General features: G+C 61.2%; 14 protein-coding genes. 10 read left to right on the top strand and 4 right to left on the bottom strand.

Annotated elements, in window-relative coordinates:
• Nucleotides 1-65 precede the first annotated feature (65 nt).
• Entirely contained in the window at nt 66-971 is a 906-nt protein-coding gene (locus GTP46_RS00940; protein ID WP_371869528.1) for a sulfonate ABC transporter substrate-binding protein, read from the bottom strand.
• Between the two features lie 8 nt (nt 972-979).
• Nucleotides 980-2,032: a LacI family DNA-binding transcriptional regulator gene (locus GTP46_RS00935; protein WP_161004770.1), complete on the bottom strand. Its 1,053-nt coding sequence runs from the start codon at nt 2,030-2,032 to the stop codon at nt 980-982.
• A gap of 209 nt (nt 2,033-2,241) precedes the next feature.
• Here GTP46_RS00935 and GTP46_RS00930 point away from each other — a divergent pair, with 209 nt between their 5' ends.
• The 8 genes from GTP46_RS00930 (at nt 2,242) to GTP46_RS00895 (ending at nt 11,541) form a co-directional block, all read left to right on the top strand.
• Entirely contained in the window at nt 2,242-4,467 is a 2,226-nt protein-coding gene (locus GTP46_RS00930) for a TonB-dependent receptor (protein WP_161004769.1), read from the top strand.
• A 3-nt stretch (nt 4,468-4,470) separates the two neighbouring features.
• Nucleotides 4,471-5,745: an LLM class flavin-dependent oxidoreductase gene (locus GTP46_RS00925; protein WP_161004768.1), complete on the top strand. Its 1,275-nt coding sequence runs from the start codon at nt 4,471-4,473 to the stop codon at nt 5,743-5,745.
• An 8-nt stretch (nt 5,746-5,753) separates the two neighbouring features.
• Entirely contained in the window at nt 5,754-6,986 is a 1,233-nt protein-coding gene (locus tag GTP46_RS00920; protein ID WP_161004767.1) for an alpha/beta hydrolase family protein, read from the top strand.
• Between the two features lie 44 nt (nt 6,987-7,030).
• Nucleotides 7,031-7,765, top strand: a complete 735-nt coding sequence (ubiE, locus tag GTP46_RS00915) for a bifunctional demethylmenaquinone methyltransferase/2-methoxy-6-polyprenyl-1,4-benzoquinol methylase UbiE (protein WP_092279984.1) — start codon at nt 7,031-7,033, stop codon at nt 7,763-7,765.
• Nucleotides 7,766-7,779: 14 nt separating this feature from the next.
• Nucleotides 7,780-8,697 carry a Tim44 domain-containing protein gene (locus tag GTP46_RS00910; protein WP_161004766.1) on the top strand — a complete coding sequence of 306 codons (918 nt, stop codon included), beginning with the start codon at nt 7,780-7,782 and terminating at the stop codon, nt 8,695-8,697.
• Between the two features lie 74 nt (nt 8,698-8,771).
• A complete protein-coding gene (locus GTP46_RS00905) occupies nt 8,772-9,392 on the top strand; it encodes a ubiquinone biosynthesis accessory factor UbiJ (protein WP_161004765.1) in 621 nt (206 codons plus the stop codon).
• Nucleotides 9,389-10,951, top strand: coding sequence for a ubiquinone biosynthesis regulatory protein kinase UbiB (gene ubiB / locus GTP46_RS00900; protein ID WP_161004995.1), 1,563 nt, complete (start codon nt 9,389-9,391; stop codon nt 10,949-10,951). The genes GTP46_RS00905 and ubiB overlap by 4 nt, the downstream gene beginning before the upstream one ends.
• Nucleotides 10,948-11,541 carry a methyltransferase domain-containing protein gene (locus GTP46_RS00895; protein ID WP_161004764.1) on the top strand — a complete coding sequence of 198 codons (594 nt, stop codon included), beginning with the start codon at nt 10,948-10,950 and terminating at the stop codon, nt 11,539-11,541. Before ubiB ends, GTP46_RS00895 begins: the two co-directional genes overlap by 4 nt.
• Here GTP46_RS00895 and GTP46_RS00890 read toward each other — a convergent pair.
• Together GTP46_RS00890 and GTP46_RS00885 are read right to left on the bottom strand one after the other, a co-directional pair.
• Nucleotides 11,536-11,919: a hypothetical protein gene (locus GTP46_RS00890; RefSeq protein ID WP_161004763.1), complete on the bottom strand. Its 384-nt coding sequence runs from the start codon at nt 11,917-11,919 to the stop codon at nt 11,536-11,538. The genes GTP46_RS00895 and GTP46_RS00890 overlap by 6 nt on opposite strands.
• Nucleotides 11,920-11,940: 21 nt before the next feature.
• Nucleotides 11,941-12,147, bottom strand: coding sequence for a hypothetical protein (locus GTP46_RS00885; RefSeq protein ID WP_161004762.1), 207 nt, complete (start codon nt 12,145-12,147; stop codon nt 11,941-11,943).
• Nucleotides 12,148-12,388: 241 nt separating this feature from the next.
• On the opposite strand from GTP46_RS00885, the gene GTP46_RS00880 reads away from it, so the two are divergent.
• Both GTP46_RS00880 and GTP46_RS00875 read left to right on the top strand, forming a co-directional pair.
• Nucleotides 12,389-12,679, top strand: a complete 291-nt coding sequence (locus GTP46_RS00880) for an FmdB family zinc ribbon protein (protein ID WP_161004761.1) — start codon at nt 12,389-12,391, stop codon at nt 12,677-12,679.
• Nucleotides 12,680-12,707: 28 nt separating this feature from the next.
• Nucleotides 12,708-13,337, top strand: a complete 630-nt coding sequence (locus GTP46_RS00875) for a DUF502 domain-containing protein (RefSeq protein WP_161004760.1) — start codon at nt 12,708-12,710, stop codon at nt 13,335-13,337.
• Nucleotides 13,338-13,369 lie beyond the last annotated feature (32 nt).

The raw sequence follows: 13,369 nt of genomic DNA, 5'->3' as shown, positions 1-13,369 counted from the left end.
TGAGTTAGCTGCTGGCCAGCGTAGGCGGCTTAACCAGCGGGGCTTTTAGGTAGATCAATCGTGCTTCACTTGGGCTGCCAGGTCCACACGCGGCTGGCGATGTTGACGGCTTTCGGGATCAGTTTCTGTTGATAGAACAGGTCGGCCACGCGCTGCTGGTTGGCGACGATGTCGGGTGTCACTGGCGTGGCGCCGTAGCGGGTGCGCTGCATCCAGGTGGCGACGATATCGGCTGGCACGCCGGTTTGCTGCGTCAGCAGGGTGCTCACTTCTTTCTGATGCTCGCTGGCCCATTTACCGGTCAGCTTGACCTGCTCCAGCAAAGCCGATACCAGCTGCGGCGATTGCTCCGCGAATTTGCGCGAGGCTAGGTAAAAGCCGTTCGCTTGCGGCAGTGCGGTGTAGTCGCTCAGCACGCGCACCTGATAGGCCTTCTGCGCTGAGGCGAAGTAGGGATCCCACACCACCCACGCGTCAATTCCGCCACCCACAAACGCAGCACGCGCATCCGATGGCGACAGGTAGACCGGCGTGATATCGCTGAACTTCAAGCCTGCTTTCTGCAATGCGGACGCCAGCAGGAAGTGCGAGCCGGAGCCCTTCTGGAACGCCACGCGCTTGCCTTTCAAATCCGCCACGGTGCGAATCGGCGAATCCTTAGGCACGAACAGCGCTTCACTGCTGATCGGCGCCGGCTCCGCGCCGACGTACAGCAAATCCACGCCGCCCGCTTGCGCAAACACCGGCGGCGGTGCACCAGTGCTGCCAAAATCGATGCTGCCCGCGTTCAGCGCCTCCAGCATCTGCGGGCCGGCAGGGAATTCAATCCATTTGATCTGATGGCCCGGCAGCGACAAGCCCTGCGTCTTCATCATGCTGAGCAAGCCCGCGCTCTTTTGAAAGCCGATCTTGATTTCTGCGGCCGACGACAGCAGCGGCACGGCCAGCAACAAGCAAATCCATTTCTTCATCATCTTCCTTATGCGCTCTCGCGCTCTATCAATTCGCAGGCCAGCAGATTCAAACGCGTATCCTGTGTCGATGCGGGCAGCACGCCCAGTTGTTCAAGTATCCGCAGCGCGGCGATCTCGCCGATCTCGCGTCCTGGTGGACGGATGGTGGTCAGGCTAGGCAGCAGCAGTTGCGAAAAAGCGTAGTCGCCAAAGCCCACCATAGCGCACTGCTGCGGAATCTTTAAGCCCGCGCGCTGCCCAGCCAGCAGACCACCCGCCGCCAGGTTGTCGTTAGCGAAGATGATGGCCTCCACCGGCTTGGCACGTTTGGCAGGCGCGATCGCCAGCGACTCAACGGCCTCGCGGCCGGCGTCGAACGGCGCTTCCGCTTTCGGCACGTAGATCAGCGGCTCAAGGCCATGCTCGCGCATCACCGCCTCATAGCCATCGCTGCGATCGACCGCACTCAAGTCGCCGGCAAGGCTGTTCTGCACGAAGGCGATACGGCGATAGCCCTTGGCGTACAAATAGCGCGCCGCCTGCTCGCCGACGGCGTTGTTCGAATAGCCGACCTGTATCGGCTTGCGGCGCGGCTGGTAGTCCCACGTCTCCACCACGGGAATGCCGGCGGTGGACAGCAGCTTCTCGGTGGCGCGATTGTGGAAGCGGCCCACCACTGCCAGCGCCGCAGGTTTCCAGCCGAGGAAGGCGCGCACCGCGCTTTCTTCTTTCGTCGCGGAGAAGTAGCTGGACGCCAGCAGCAGCTGGTAGCCGTGGCGGTTCAAAGTGTCGCTAAAAGTTTGGATGGTGTTGGCGAAAATCGGCCCAGAGATATTCGGAATCACCATGCCCACCACACGTCCGTGTGCGGAAGCGAGGCCGCTGGCGGCGAGGTTGGGTACATAGCCCAGCTCCTTTACCGCCGCTGCAATGCGTGCGCTACGCTCGGCCGCAACTCGTCCCGGCTCAGTGAAATAGCGCGACACTGTAATCGAGCCGACGCCTGCCAGCCGCGCTACATCATGGACGGTGGCGCGGCCTGATCCCCGGCGTTTTCGTGGTGCTGTTGGTTCGCTCATCTACGCATATTCCGAAAAAACACATCGAAGGTTTTTTTAATTCTTTGACTTCAAACCTGCCCGCCGCGACACTAAAAAAAGGGTACCGGTACCACTGAATTGTAGCGAACGACCTGCTGGACACTAAGCTGGTTCTTCGATGATGAAAGTAGGTTTTCCGTATAAAGGCATGCGGCGCTTGGAGCGCTTTCAAATCAAGGGATCAGGAAATGAAGAGTAATGTGAAATTTTTCGGTGCGCTGACCATCGGCGCTTTACTGGTAAACACCGCTTATGCAGAAGCAGAATCGACGCCAATCAAGGAACGCGATGACAGCGCCTCCGTGCCTAGCGTGACCGTTAGCGCCACGCGCCGCAACGCTTCGCTGCAATCCGTGCCAGTCGCTGTATCGGTGCTGGATGGCGAGGCGCTGACGCAGGCCAACCGTACCAGCATCGACACCATCGTGCAGGAAGTGCCAAGCGTGACCTTCCGCCAGCAGGGCGGTAACAAGGATACGACCATCTTTGTGCGTGGTATCGGTACCATCTCCACCTCGCCCGGCGTGGAGCCGACTGTGTCGACCGTGATCGACGGCGTGGTGTATGCGCGTCCCGGCCAGGCCACGCTGGATCTGCTGGATATCGAGCACATTGAAATCCTGCGCGGCCCGCAAGGCACACTGTTTGGCAAGAACGCTTCGTCCGGCGTGTTGAATGTGATTGGCCGCAAATCGTCGCAAGAGACCAGCGGCTTCGTGGACGCTGCTTACTATGAAGGCAACGAGAAGCGCGTGCGTGCCGGCGTGTCGGGCGCAATCCAGCCTGGCGTGGTGGCGGCTTCGATCACCGGCTTGTCTGCGGACTTCAACGGCAATGTCGACAATGTGCACGCCGGCGGCAGTAAGCTGAATGGCTACGATCGCAAAGGCGTGCGCGCCCGCGTCGATATCACGCCGACCAAGGATCTGGATATCGCGTTGATCGCGGATTATCTGCGATCGAATTCCTCGCCGACCTTCACCGCCTACAAATCGACGGCGGCAGCCTTCAACGCCGGCATCGCACCGGTGGTGGCCGGCCCGGAAAACCGCCAGGTCAACGCTGATATCCCGGCTGATATCCACGACAAGAACAAAGGCCTGTCGGCACAAGTCGACTACCGCTTTAATGGCTATACGCTGACCTCCATCACTGCGGTGCGCGATTGGGACAACACCCAGTACACCAGCACCTCGGCCATCGGTAACGCGGCTGAAGTAGCGCGCATCACGTCCGCTTTCCCGGCCACGCGCGACATCGGCACGGTGGACTTCAGTCAGGCGTCGCAAGAACTGCGCCTCGCCTCGCCAAAAGGTGAGTTTGCAGAGTACGTGGTGGGCGGCTTTTACCTGCACGGCAAGGACCGTGAAACCTACCAGCGCATCGTCAACAACGGCGCAGCCATCAACTCCGGCCGCGCGGACTACGGCGTGAAGAGCGATAGCTACTCGCTGTTCGGCGAGAGCACGCTGAACTTCTCGCCAGTGTGGCGCGCCATCGCCGGTGCACGCTGGACCAAGGATGACCTGTCCTACGACCATGCGCGTACTTCCACGCAGACCGTGGCTTTCGCCGGCGTGCAGCCTGCCGTGCAAAACACCGGCTCCACCAGCGAAGACGGCTACTCGGGCCGCGTCGGTCTGCAATACGACATCTCGCGGGACGTGAATACTTACGCCACTTACTCGCGCGGCTACAAGGGCCCGGCCTACAACGTGTTCTTCAACATGCTGAATCGCGACACGCTGGCGCTGAAGCCTGAGACCTCGGATTCGTTTGAACTGGGCCTGAAAGCCAGTGCCTTCGATCGCAAGCTGACCGCCAACCTGGCCGTGTTCAACACCAAGTACAAGAACTACCAGGCCAACTTCTACGACACCGTAGCCGGCGCCGTGGTTACGCGCCTGATCAACGCGGGTGATGTATCGACCAAAGGTGTGGAGCTGGACCTGAATGCGCGTCCAACCCGCGAACTGACGTTGACCGCATCGCTGGCTTACACCGATGCCACCATCGACAACTTCAACTGCCCACCGGCTGCTGCCGCGTCGTGCAACCTGAATGGCAAGCCGCTGCCGTTCTCGCCGAAGTGGAAGTCCTTCACCCGCGCCAACTACGCGCTGCCGCTGCAGAACGGCTTGATCGTCGACCTGTCGGCCGACTACAGCTGGCAGGCCAAAACCCAGTTCGACTTGTTCCAGTCGGCTGATGCGATTCAAGGTGCATATGGCGTAATCAATGCGGGCATTGCGCTGTCGTCGCCGGTGGCTGGCTGGCGTATTGCGCTGGTGGGCAAGAACCTGGCCAACAAGTCCTACGCCACCAACCTGGTCGCTTCGACCGGTTACGTCACCCGCGCCGTGCCGCGTGATGATGAGCGCTACTTCGGTATCACCGCACGCAAGGAGTTCTGACGCATGGGATCAAACCCGAAGCAGTTGAGTATCGCCGCATTCATGATGCGTTATGGCCACCACGTTGCGGCGTGGCGGCATCCGGAGACGGACTTGTTGTCGAATCCTTTCAAGGTGTTTCGCGATCAGGTGCGTAGTGCGGAACGTGCGTGTCTGGATGCGGTGTTCTTTGCCGATAGCGTGGCGCTGACTGGTGCGCCGTCGCTGGAGCCTCTGACTTTGCTGTCGGCGTTGGCTGCGTCGACCGAGCGGATAGGCCTGATCGGCACCGCCACCACGACCTACAACGAGCCATACACGGTGGCACGGCAGTTTGCCTCGCTGGATCTGTTGTCGGATGGGCGGGCAGGTTGGAACCTGGTCACCTCGGACAACGCCGCAGAAGCGGCCAACTTCGGCCGCGACCAGCACGTGGCGCATGCGGACCGCTACGCGCGGGCGCGCGAATTTCATCAAGTTGTCACAGGACTGTGGAATAGTTGGGACCCCGATGCACTGGAGGTCGAGAAGAGCGGCGCGCTGCCTTACGATCCGGCCAAGCTGCGCAAGCTGAATCACCGCGGTGAGCATTTCGCGGTGGCTGGCCCGTTGAATGTGGCGCGCAGTCCGCAGGGACGTCCGGTGGTGGTGCAGGCCGGCGGTTCTGAGACCGGGCGCGATCTGGCGGCGGGTACGGCGGAAGTGGTATTCACCGCGCAGCCTGCGCTGGCCAAGGCGCAGGCCTTCTACAGCGATATCAAGCGGCGCGTGGTGGAGAAGGGCCGCAAGCCGGAATCGGTGAAGGTGATGCCCGGATTGTTTGCGGTGGTTGGACGTACGCAGGAGGAGGCGGATGCCAAATTCGCCCAACTGCAAGCGCTGATAGAGCCAAAGGCCGGCCTGGCGCTGTTGGGCCGCATGATCGGCAACTTCGATTTGTCGGGCTATCCGCTGGATGGCCCGCTGCCGGAACTGCCGCCGACGCAGGACGGCCAGCGCAGTCGCCAGCAATTGCTGACCGATCTGGCGCAGGGCGAGAATTTGACGATACGCCAGCTCTATGAGCGCATCGCCGGTGGCCGTGGTCACTTCACGGTGGTCGGTACGGCGGAGAAGGTGGCGGATCAGATGCAGGAATGGTTCGAGCAGGGCGCGGCGGATGGTTTCAACTTCATGTCGCCAGCGCTGCCGGGCGGTTTGGATGATTTCCTCGCGCTGGTGATTCCTGAGTTGCAGCGTCGTGGCTTGTTCCGCACGTCGTACACGGGCAGCACCTTGCGCGAGCACTTGGGCTTATAGGAGAAGGTATGTTAGGCAGGATGTTGGTATTGGTTGCGGCGTTGACCGTGGCGCAGGTTGGTGGCGCGCAGGAGTATTTTGGTGATACGCGTCCGGATGCGCCGGAGCTGTCGGCGCGTGGCACGTTGCAGGTGGGCGTGCGCACGCTGGTGGTGGAGCACAAGGACCAATTCGATATCCTGCACTACAGCGCCGAGCAGCAAGATCCGCGCTACAGCCGCAAGCTGAAGCTGGAGGTGTGGTATCCAGCCAAACTGGCGGCGGACCAGAAAGAACATACTGTTTATACCGATGTCCTGGGATCCGGCCCGAATGATCCGAAGCGTCCCAATACGCCTTTCCAGTTCAATGGCCGCGCCGCCCGCGACGCCGCGCCAACGAGCGGCCGCTATCCGCTGGTGATCGTCTCGCATGGCTATCCTGGCTCGCGGCTGCAAATGTCCTACCTGACCGAGAACCTCGCATCGAAAGGTTATGTCGTAGTCGCCATCGACCATCTCGAATCCACGCGCGCCGACAAGGCGGCCTTCCCCAGCACACTGCTGAATCGCCGCCTTGACGACTTGTTCGTGCTGAACACCGTTGCCGCGTGGGCCAAGCCCGGCAGCGGCAACTTCCTCGCCGGCGTGGTCGATGCAGACAACACCGCGCTAGTCGGCTATTCGATGGGCGGCTACGGCGCGTTGAACACGGTCGGTGCAGGCATCAGTGCGGCGGCGGTGGCTTACGTCCCTGGCGGTAAGCTGGCCGTCAACCAGCAGGGCAACGCACAATACGAATCGGCACGGGACCCGCGCATCAAGGCCGTGGTGGCGTTCGCACCGTGGGGCGGTGCGCATCACGTATGGGACGATGCCGGACTGGCCAGCGTACGCACGCCGCTGCTGTTTATCTCTGGCGATCAGGATGACGTGGCCGGCTATCAGGATGGCGTAAAGCAGCTGTTCGAGAAAACCACCCACGCTGACCGCTACCTGTTGACCTACGTCGGCGGCCGCCACAACTCGGCCCCCAATCCGCCATCGCCAGCCCACTGGAGCAACCCGGACGACTTCCAGTCCTACTCCGAGCCGGTGTGGGATAGCCGCCGCATCAACAACATCAATCAGCACTTCGTGACGGCCTTCCTTGGAATCAAGCTCAAATCCCAGCCGCTGCAAGATTACCTGGAAGGCAACTGGAAGGGTTTTCCCGAGCGCGCCCAGTTGGGACTCGAGTGGCGACACCTTAAGGAACTATAAAGAGTGTCTTGTATAATGCTGGCAAATTAACAGGCCTGCATATCATGACCAACACCACTCACTTCGGTTACAAGACTGTCGCGGAAGAAGATAAAGTCCGCGAGGTTGCCAAGGTTTTCCACTCCGTCGCCGCCAAGTACGACATCATGAACGACGTTATGTCGGCTGGCCTGCACCGTTTGTGGAAGACTTTCACCATCGCCAACGCGGCCGTACGTCCGGGCTTCAAGTGCCTCGACATCGCCGGCGGCACGGGCGATCTGGCCAAGGTGTTTGCCAAGCAGGCTGGCCCGACCGGCGAGGTCTGGCTGACCGACATCAACGAATCCATGCTGCGCGTGGGCCGCGACCGCCTCTTGAATCGCGGCCTGCTGACCCCCACCTTATTGTGTGATGCAGAAAAGCTGCCATTCCCGGACAACTACTTCGACCGCGTCAGCGTGGCTTTCGGCTTGCGTAACATGACCCACAAGGACCAGGCGCTGAAAGAAATGCGCCGCGTGCTGAAGCCGGGCGGCAAGCTGCTGGTGCTGGAATTCTCGAAAGTGGCGGCGCCGCTGCAAAAGCCGTACGACATTTATTCGTTCAAGATTTTGCCGTGGATGGGCGAGAAGATCGCCAACGACGCCGAGAGCTACCGCTATCTGGCCGAATCGATCCGCATGCACCCGGACCAGGAAACGCTGAAAACCATGATGGAAGAAGCGGGCCTGGAACGTGTCACGTACTACAACCTGACGGCAGGTGTGGCCGCTTTGCACACCGGTATCAAAATGTAATGACTGGAATGACGATGAACCTGAAGAAAATCCTGGTCGGCGCAGTAATCGCCGTTTCCGCCCTGTCGATGTTAACGGAGGCGATTGCGCGTCCTGCCGGCGGTGGCCGTTCGTTTGGCCGCCAGTCGCAAAACGTCAGCCGCATGCCGGCTCAGCCAGCGCCGCAACCGGCGCCGCGCCAGGCTGCGCCAGCACCGGCTCCTGCGCCGATGCCGCCGGCTGCCGCACCGAAAAAGCCTAGCATGTGGAAGGGCATCCTCGGCGGCGCGCTGCTGGGCCTTGGCCTGGGCGCACTGTTCTCGCACTTCGGCATGGGCGGCGCGCTGGCTAGCGCACTGGGCTCGATCCTGATGCTGGTGCTGCTGGCTGGTGTGGTGTTCTTCATCATTCGTCTGATCCGTGGCAAATCGCAGCCTGCGGCACAGCCAGCTGCGTTCGGTGGCAACAATGTGTACTCGATGCCGCAATCTTCGCCAGTTTCGGTGACGCCGGAAATCGGTTCGGGCCTGCAGCCTGCCGCAGCTCCGGCTCCGGCGCCAGCAGCGCACACCCAGTGGGGCGTGCCGGCTGACTTCGAGCAGTCCAGCTTCCTGCGCGTAGCCAAGAGTAACTTCATCCGTCTGCAAGCCGCTTGGGACAAGGGCGATGTGGCCGATATCCGCGAATTCACCACGCCGGAAGTGTTTGCCGAGATGAAGATGCAGATCAGCGAGCGCACCGTAGCCGACTTCACCGACGTGGTCGAAATCGACGCCGCGCTGCTGGGCATTGAAACCAGCGACAGCGATTACCTGGCGAGCGTCAAGTTCACCGGCATGATCAAGCCGGCGCCAGACGCACTGGCCGAGCCGTTCCATGAAGTGTGGAACCTGGTCAAGCCGGTCAACGGTTCCAGCGGCTGGCTGCTGGCGGGTATCCAGCAACTGGCGTAACCATGCCAAGCAAGCAAAGCTGGTAAGATCAAGGCCGCCCGTCATCGGGCGGTTTTGTTTTGAGCGACAGGAATATGATTTCATTCAATCCAGGCAGTTTCTCCGCGGCGCCGGCCAGCGCCGCCATCAATCACTTGCTGGCGCAGGAACCGTGGGCGCGCCAGGAGTTGCTGCGCCACGCCGGCAAGATCGCCTGCATCGACGCCGGCTCGGTCGCGCTGCGCCTGCGCGTGACGGCCGATGGCTATCTGGAAGCCGCGCCGGCTGAGGAAGCAGCGCGCGTCACCATCCGCGTCAAACTGTCGGACCTGCCGCTGATCGCACAAAACCGCGAACGCGCCTTCTCCTACGTGCAGATTGAAGGCGACGCTGAATTCGCCAACGCCATTTCCAGCCTCAGCAAAACGCTGCGCTGGGAAGCTGAGCACGACCTTGAAAAAGTGATCGGCCTGATTGCTGCTGTGCGCGCCGTGTCGGGCGCCAAGTCAGTTTTTGAGGCCATCAAAACCGGCCATCAGAAACTGGCCGAAAACGTCGCCGAATTCCTGCTCGATGAGAAGCAGGTGCTGGTGCGGCCGCAAACGGTGGAAGCTTACTCGGCCGAAGTCACGCGCCTGCGCGACGACGTTGAGCGCGCTGCCAAGCGCCTCGTGAAGTTGGAACAAAAGCTGGAACAGAAACTGGGATCCCAATAATGCTGAAATTCTTGCGCCTGCTGAAAATCCTGCGGGTCTCGGTGCGCTACGGCCTCGATGAAATTGCCATCTCCGGTTTGAAGAAACCGCGCATCGCCAAGCTGATTGACACGGTATTTTTCTGGCGCGACCTGTCCGCGCCGCGCGGCGAGCGCCTGCGCATGGCGTTGGAAGAGCTGGGCCCGATCTTCGTCAAATTCGGCCAGGTGCTGTCGACCCGGCGCGACCTGATTCCGGGCGATCTGGTGGAAGAGCTGGCGCGCCTGCAGGACCGCGTGCCGCCGTTCGATACTGAGCTGGCCATCAAACAAATCCGCAAATCGCTGGGTGCGCATCCGGACGAATTGTTTGCCACCTTTGAGCGCACGCCGGTAGCCTCGGCCTCGATCGCGCAGGTGCACTTTGCCACCTTGCGCGATGGCCGCCAGGTCGCCGTCAAAGTGCTGCGCCCTGGCATGAAGAAATCCATCGATGACGACGTCGCGCTGATGCACGTCGCGGCCGAATGGATCGGCAATTTGTGGGCCGACAGCAAGCGCCTGAAACCGAAAGAGGTGGTTGCCGAATTCGACAAATACCTGCACGACGAACTGGACCTGATGCGCGAGGCCGCCAACGCCAGCCAGCTGCGCCGCAACTTCGCCGATTCGCACCTGCTGCTGGTGCCTGAAATGCACTGGGATTACTGCTCGTCCAGCGTGATCGTGATGGAACGCATGCACGGCATTCCGGTATCGCAGATCGATCGCCTGGAGCAGGCTGGCGTGGACTTGAAAAAGTTGTCCAGCGATGGCGTGGAAATCTTCTTCACGCAGGTGTTCCGCGATGGCTTCTTCCATGCTGATATGCACCCAGGGAATATCCTGGTGTCGGTCGAGCCGGAGACCTTTGGCCGCTACATCGCGCTGGACTTCGGCATCGTCGGCACGCTCAACGATTTCGACAAGGACTACTTGTCGCAGAACTTCCTGGCCTTTTTCCGCCGCGACTACAAGCGCGTGGCCGAGGCCCACATCGAGTCCGGCTGGGCGCCGAAAGAAACCCGCGTCGATGAGCTGGAATCGGCGGTGCGCGCCTGCTGCGAGCCGATCTTCGACCGTCCGCTGAAAGACATCTCGTTCGGCCAGATCCTGCTGCGCCTGTTCCAGACTTCGCGCCGCTTCAACGTCGAAGTGCAGCCGCAATTGGTGCTGCTGCAGAAGACGCTGCTGAATATCGAAGGCCTGGGCCGCCAGCTTGATCCCGACCTCGACCTGTGGAAGACCGCCAAGCCCTATCTGGAAAACTGGATGGCCGAGCAGGTCGGCGTGAAGGGCTTCATGCAGCGCCTGAAAGCTGAAGCGCCGCGCTACGCCCATTTGTTCCCGCAACTGCCGCGCCTGGTGCATCAGGCCTTGGAGCGGCACGCTGAGAAGCCGTCCGATAACACCGAGCTGATCAAGGTGCTGATCAACGAACAGCAGCGCACCAATCGCCTGCTGAGTCTGGTCATCTACTTTGCCGGCGCGTTTGCGCTGGGCGTGGCCGGCTTCCAGTGCTACCTGCGCTGGCATCCGTGACCGATTTCCAGCAACGCGATCCCAGCTCGCCCGCGTTCTGGGATGAGCGCTTCGAGCGCAATTTTACGCCGTGGGACAAGGGCGGCGTGCCGCAAGCCTTGCGCGATTTCGCTGCCGCCAACGGGCCGCTGGTCACACTGATACCCGGCTGCGGTTCGGCCTACGAACTGGCCTTGCTGGCCGAACTGGGCTGGAACGCCACCGCCATCGACTTTTCCCCCGCCGCCGTGGCGCAGGGGAAGGCGGCCGCCGGCCCGCATGCTGCGCGTGTGGTGGAGGCGGACTTCTTTCACTGGCAGCCGGCCGCGCCGCTGCAACTGATCTATGAACGGGCGTTTTTGTGCGCCATGCCGCGCGCCATGTGGCCGCAGGTGGCGGCGCGCTGGGCGCAGCTGCTGGCGCCGGGAGCGCTGCTGGCAGGATTTTTCTTCTTTGACGATGCGCCGAAAGGGCCGCCGTTCGGCATCAGCCGCGCGCAGCTGGACAGCCTGCTGCAAGCTGATTTTGCCTGCATCGTGGATGACGCGGTCGGCGACTCGATCCCGGTGTTTGCGGGCAAGGAGCGCTGGATGGTGTGGCGCCGGTTATAGGCTGGAGTCGGGGCGCTCGGTCAGTTCCGGCATGATTTTGTCGTCATCGTCACGGCCGTAGGGCGCGAACAGCAGCAATAGCGCGCCGCAAGCCAGCATGGTCAGACCGGACGGCTCCGGCACGGCACTAACCACTGGCGTTTCCGCGCTGGCCTTGGCTTGTTGTTCCGGCGTCGGCAATTGTGCTTCGTCGCCGGCGGCCGGGGCGGCACGGGCATCCAGCGCCTGCGGCACGATGACCGCCGCCGGTGGCAGTTCCGACGCCAGCGTGATTTTGCCGCGCTGGCCGGCATCGACAATATCGTGGGCCCGCATGGCCGATGCTGGACCGGCGCCCAGCGCAGCAGACAGGAGAACGAGGGAAGTAAGCCGTTTCATGGCAACCCCGCTAAGTGTTGGTTAATCGTGATAGGTTGGCAAGTCGCGGCGCGGCAGGCGCGGTCGGCGCTTGTAGGCCTCTAAACCTACGACTACCACCATGCACAGGAAAACGGCGCGGCGGTGCAACGGTTCTTCTGGTGATTGTGGGACAAGTTTGTTCGCGGCAGCAAATGCCGGGGCGGCGAGGCAAGCGGTCAAGAGTCCTGCATACAGATATTTCTTCATGATTTTTCCCTAAGAATCAAAGAGTTGGAGCGTCGTCGTTCGGGGACAGCTAACGAGGCGGCGATTCAGGGATTGGGAAATCTGCGCTTGTTGGATAGTATTAAATCATGCCCGTGAACAATGTGCGAATAGATTTTCTCAATGAAATCGATTACTGCGACGCCTTGGTCGCAGGAAACAGGCTAGCGCGGTGCAAAAAGCTTTATAATTCAGGGTTTTGATGATTTTTGCGGAGTAAGTAATGCCGATCTACGCGTATCGCTGCGAGTCATGCGGTTTTGCCAAGGACGTCTTGCAGAAGATGTCTGACCCGCAGCTGACTGTTTGCCCGGAATGTGGCAAGGAGTCGTTTAAGAAGCAGCTGACCGCCGCCGGGTTCCAGCTTAAAGGCTCGGGCTGGTATGTGACCGATTTCCGTGGCGGCACGCCGCCAGCCACTGGCACGGCCACCGGGCCGGCCAAGACGGAGGCGGCCCCTGCAGCGACGCCGACGCCGACGCCAACCCCGTCGGGCGGCTCCAGCGACAACTGAAGCGATCCATCCACCACCAAGGACTTCGATGCGTAAATACTTCATTACCGGCCTGCTGATCCTGGTGCCGCTGGCGATTACCGCCTGGGTGCTGAACCTGGTGATCAGCACCATGGACCAGTCGCTGCTGTTTGTGCCGGAGCGCTGGCAGCCACGGACCCTGATCGGTTTTGACATTCCCGGCCTGGGCACTTTGCTGACCATCGTCATCGTGTTCCTGACCGGCCTGCTGACCAACAACCTGGTCGGCAATTACGTGGTCAAGCTGTGGGAAAAACTGCTGACCCGGATTCCGGTGGTCAGCTCGCTGTATTCAAGCGTCAAGCAAGTGTCGGACACGCTGTTCTCGTCGTCCGGCAATGCCTTCCGCAAAGCGGTGCTGATCCCGTATCCGCACCAGAATTCGTGGACCATCGCCTTCCTGACCGGCACGCCGGGCGGGGATGTGAAGAACCACCTGGTCGGTGATTACGTCAGCGTATATATCCCGACCACGCCAAATCCAACCTCGGGCTTTTTCCTGATGATGGCGAAAAAGGATGTGGTCGAGCTCGACATGTCGGTCGATGCGGCCCTGAAGTACATTGTGTCGATGGGTGTGGTGGCGCCGGAAGATGCGCCCAAAGCCATCATCGTCGACGAAGCAAAGCTGAACTAAGCAAGATTAACTGAGTAACCTAACCTGAACCG

This window comes from Duganella flavida (genome assembly GCF_009857445.1).
Classification (GTDB): Bacteria; Pseudomonadota; Gammaproteobacteria; order Burkholderiales; family Burkholderiaceae_D; genus Rugamonas; species Rugamonas flavida.
Note: the sequence above shows the minus strand (reverse complement) of the source record. Positions and strands in the feature narration are given on the sequence as shown.

What these genes read in the sequence shown, in the direction of transcription:
- GTP46_RS00920 (WP_161004767.1), top strand. Translation starts at nt 5,754, where the DNA reads ATGTTAGGCAGGATGTTGGTATTGGTTGCGGCGTTGACCGTGGCGCAG.
- GTP46_RS00890 (WP_161004763.1), bottom strand. Translation starts at nt 11,919, where the DNA reads ATGAAACGGCTTACTTCCCTCGTTCTCCTGTCTGCTGCGCTGGGCGCC.
- ubiE (WP_092279984.1), top strand. Translation starts at nt 7,031, where the DNA reads ATGACCAACACCACTCACTTCGGTTACAAGACTGTCGCGGAAGAAGAT.
- GTP46_RS00935 (WP_161004770.1), bottom strand. Translation starts at nt 2,032, where the DNA reads ATGAGCGAACCAACAGCACCACGAAAACGCCGGGGATCAGGCCGCGCC.
- GTP46_RS00930 (WP_161004769.1), top strand. Translation starts at nt 2,242, where the DNA reads ATGAAGAGTAATGTGAAATTTTTCGGTGCGCTGACCATCGGCGCTTTA.
- GTP46_RS00875 (WP_161004760.1), top strand. Translation starts at nt 12,708, where the DNA reads ATGCGTAAATACTTCATTACCGGCCTGCTGATCCTGGTGCCGCTGGCG.
- GTP46_RS00925 (WP_161004768.1), top strand. Translation starts at nt 4,471, where the DNA reads ATGGGATCAAACCCGAAGCAGTTGAGTATCGCCGCATTCATGATGCGT.
- GTP46_RS00905 (WP_161004765.1), top strand. Translation starts at nt 8,772, where the DNA reads ATGATTTCATTCAATCCAGGCAGTTTCTCCGCGGCGCCGGCCAGCGCC.
- GTP46_RS00910 (WP_161004766.1), top strand. Translation starts at nt 7,780, where the DNA reads ATGAACCTGAAGAAAATCCTGGTCGGCGCAGTAATCGCCGTTTCCGCC.
- GTP46_RS00940 (WP_371869528.1), bottom strand. Translation starts at nt 971, where the DNA reads ATGAAGAAATGGATTTGCTTGTTGCTGGCCGTGCCGCTGCTGTCGTCG.
- GTP46_RS00880 (WP_161004761.1), top strand. Translation starts at nt 12,389, where the DNA reads ATGCCGATCTACGCGTATCGCTGCGAGTCATGCGGTTTTGCCAAGGAC.
- GTP46_RS00885 (WP_161004762.1), bottom strand. Translation starts at nt 12,147, where the DNA reads ATGAAGAAATATCTGTATGCAGGACTCTTGACCGCTTGCCTCGCCGCC.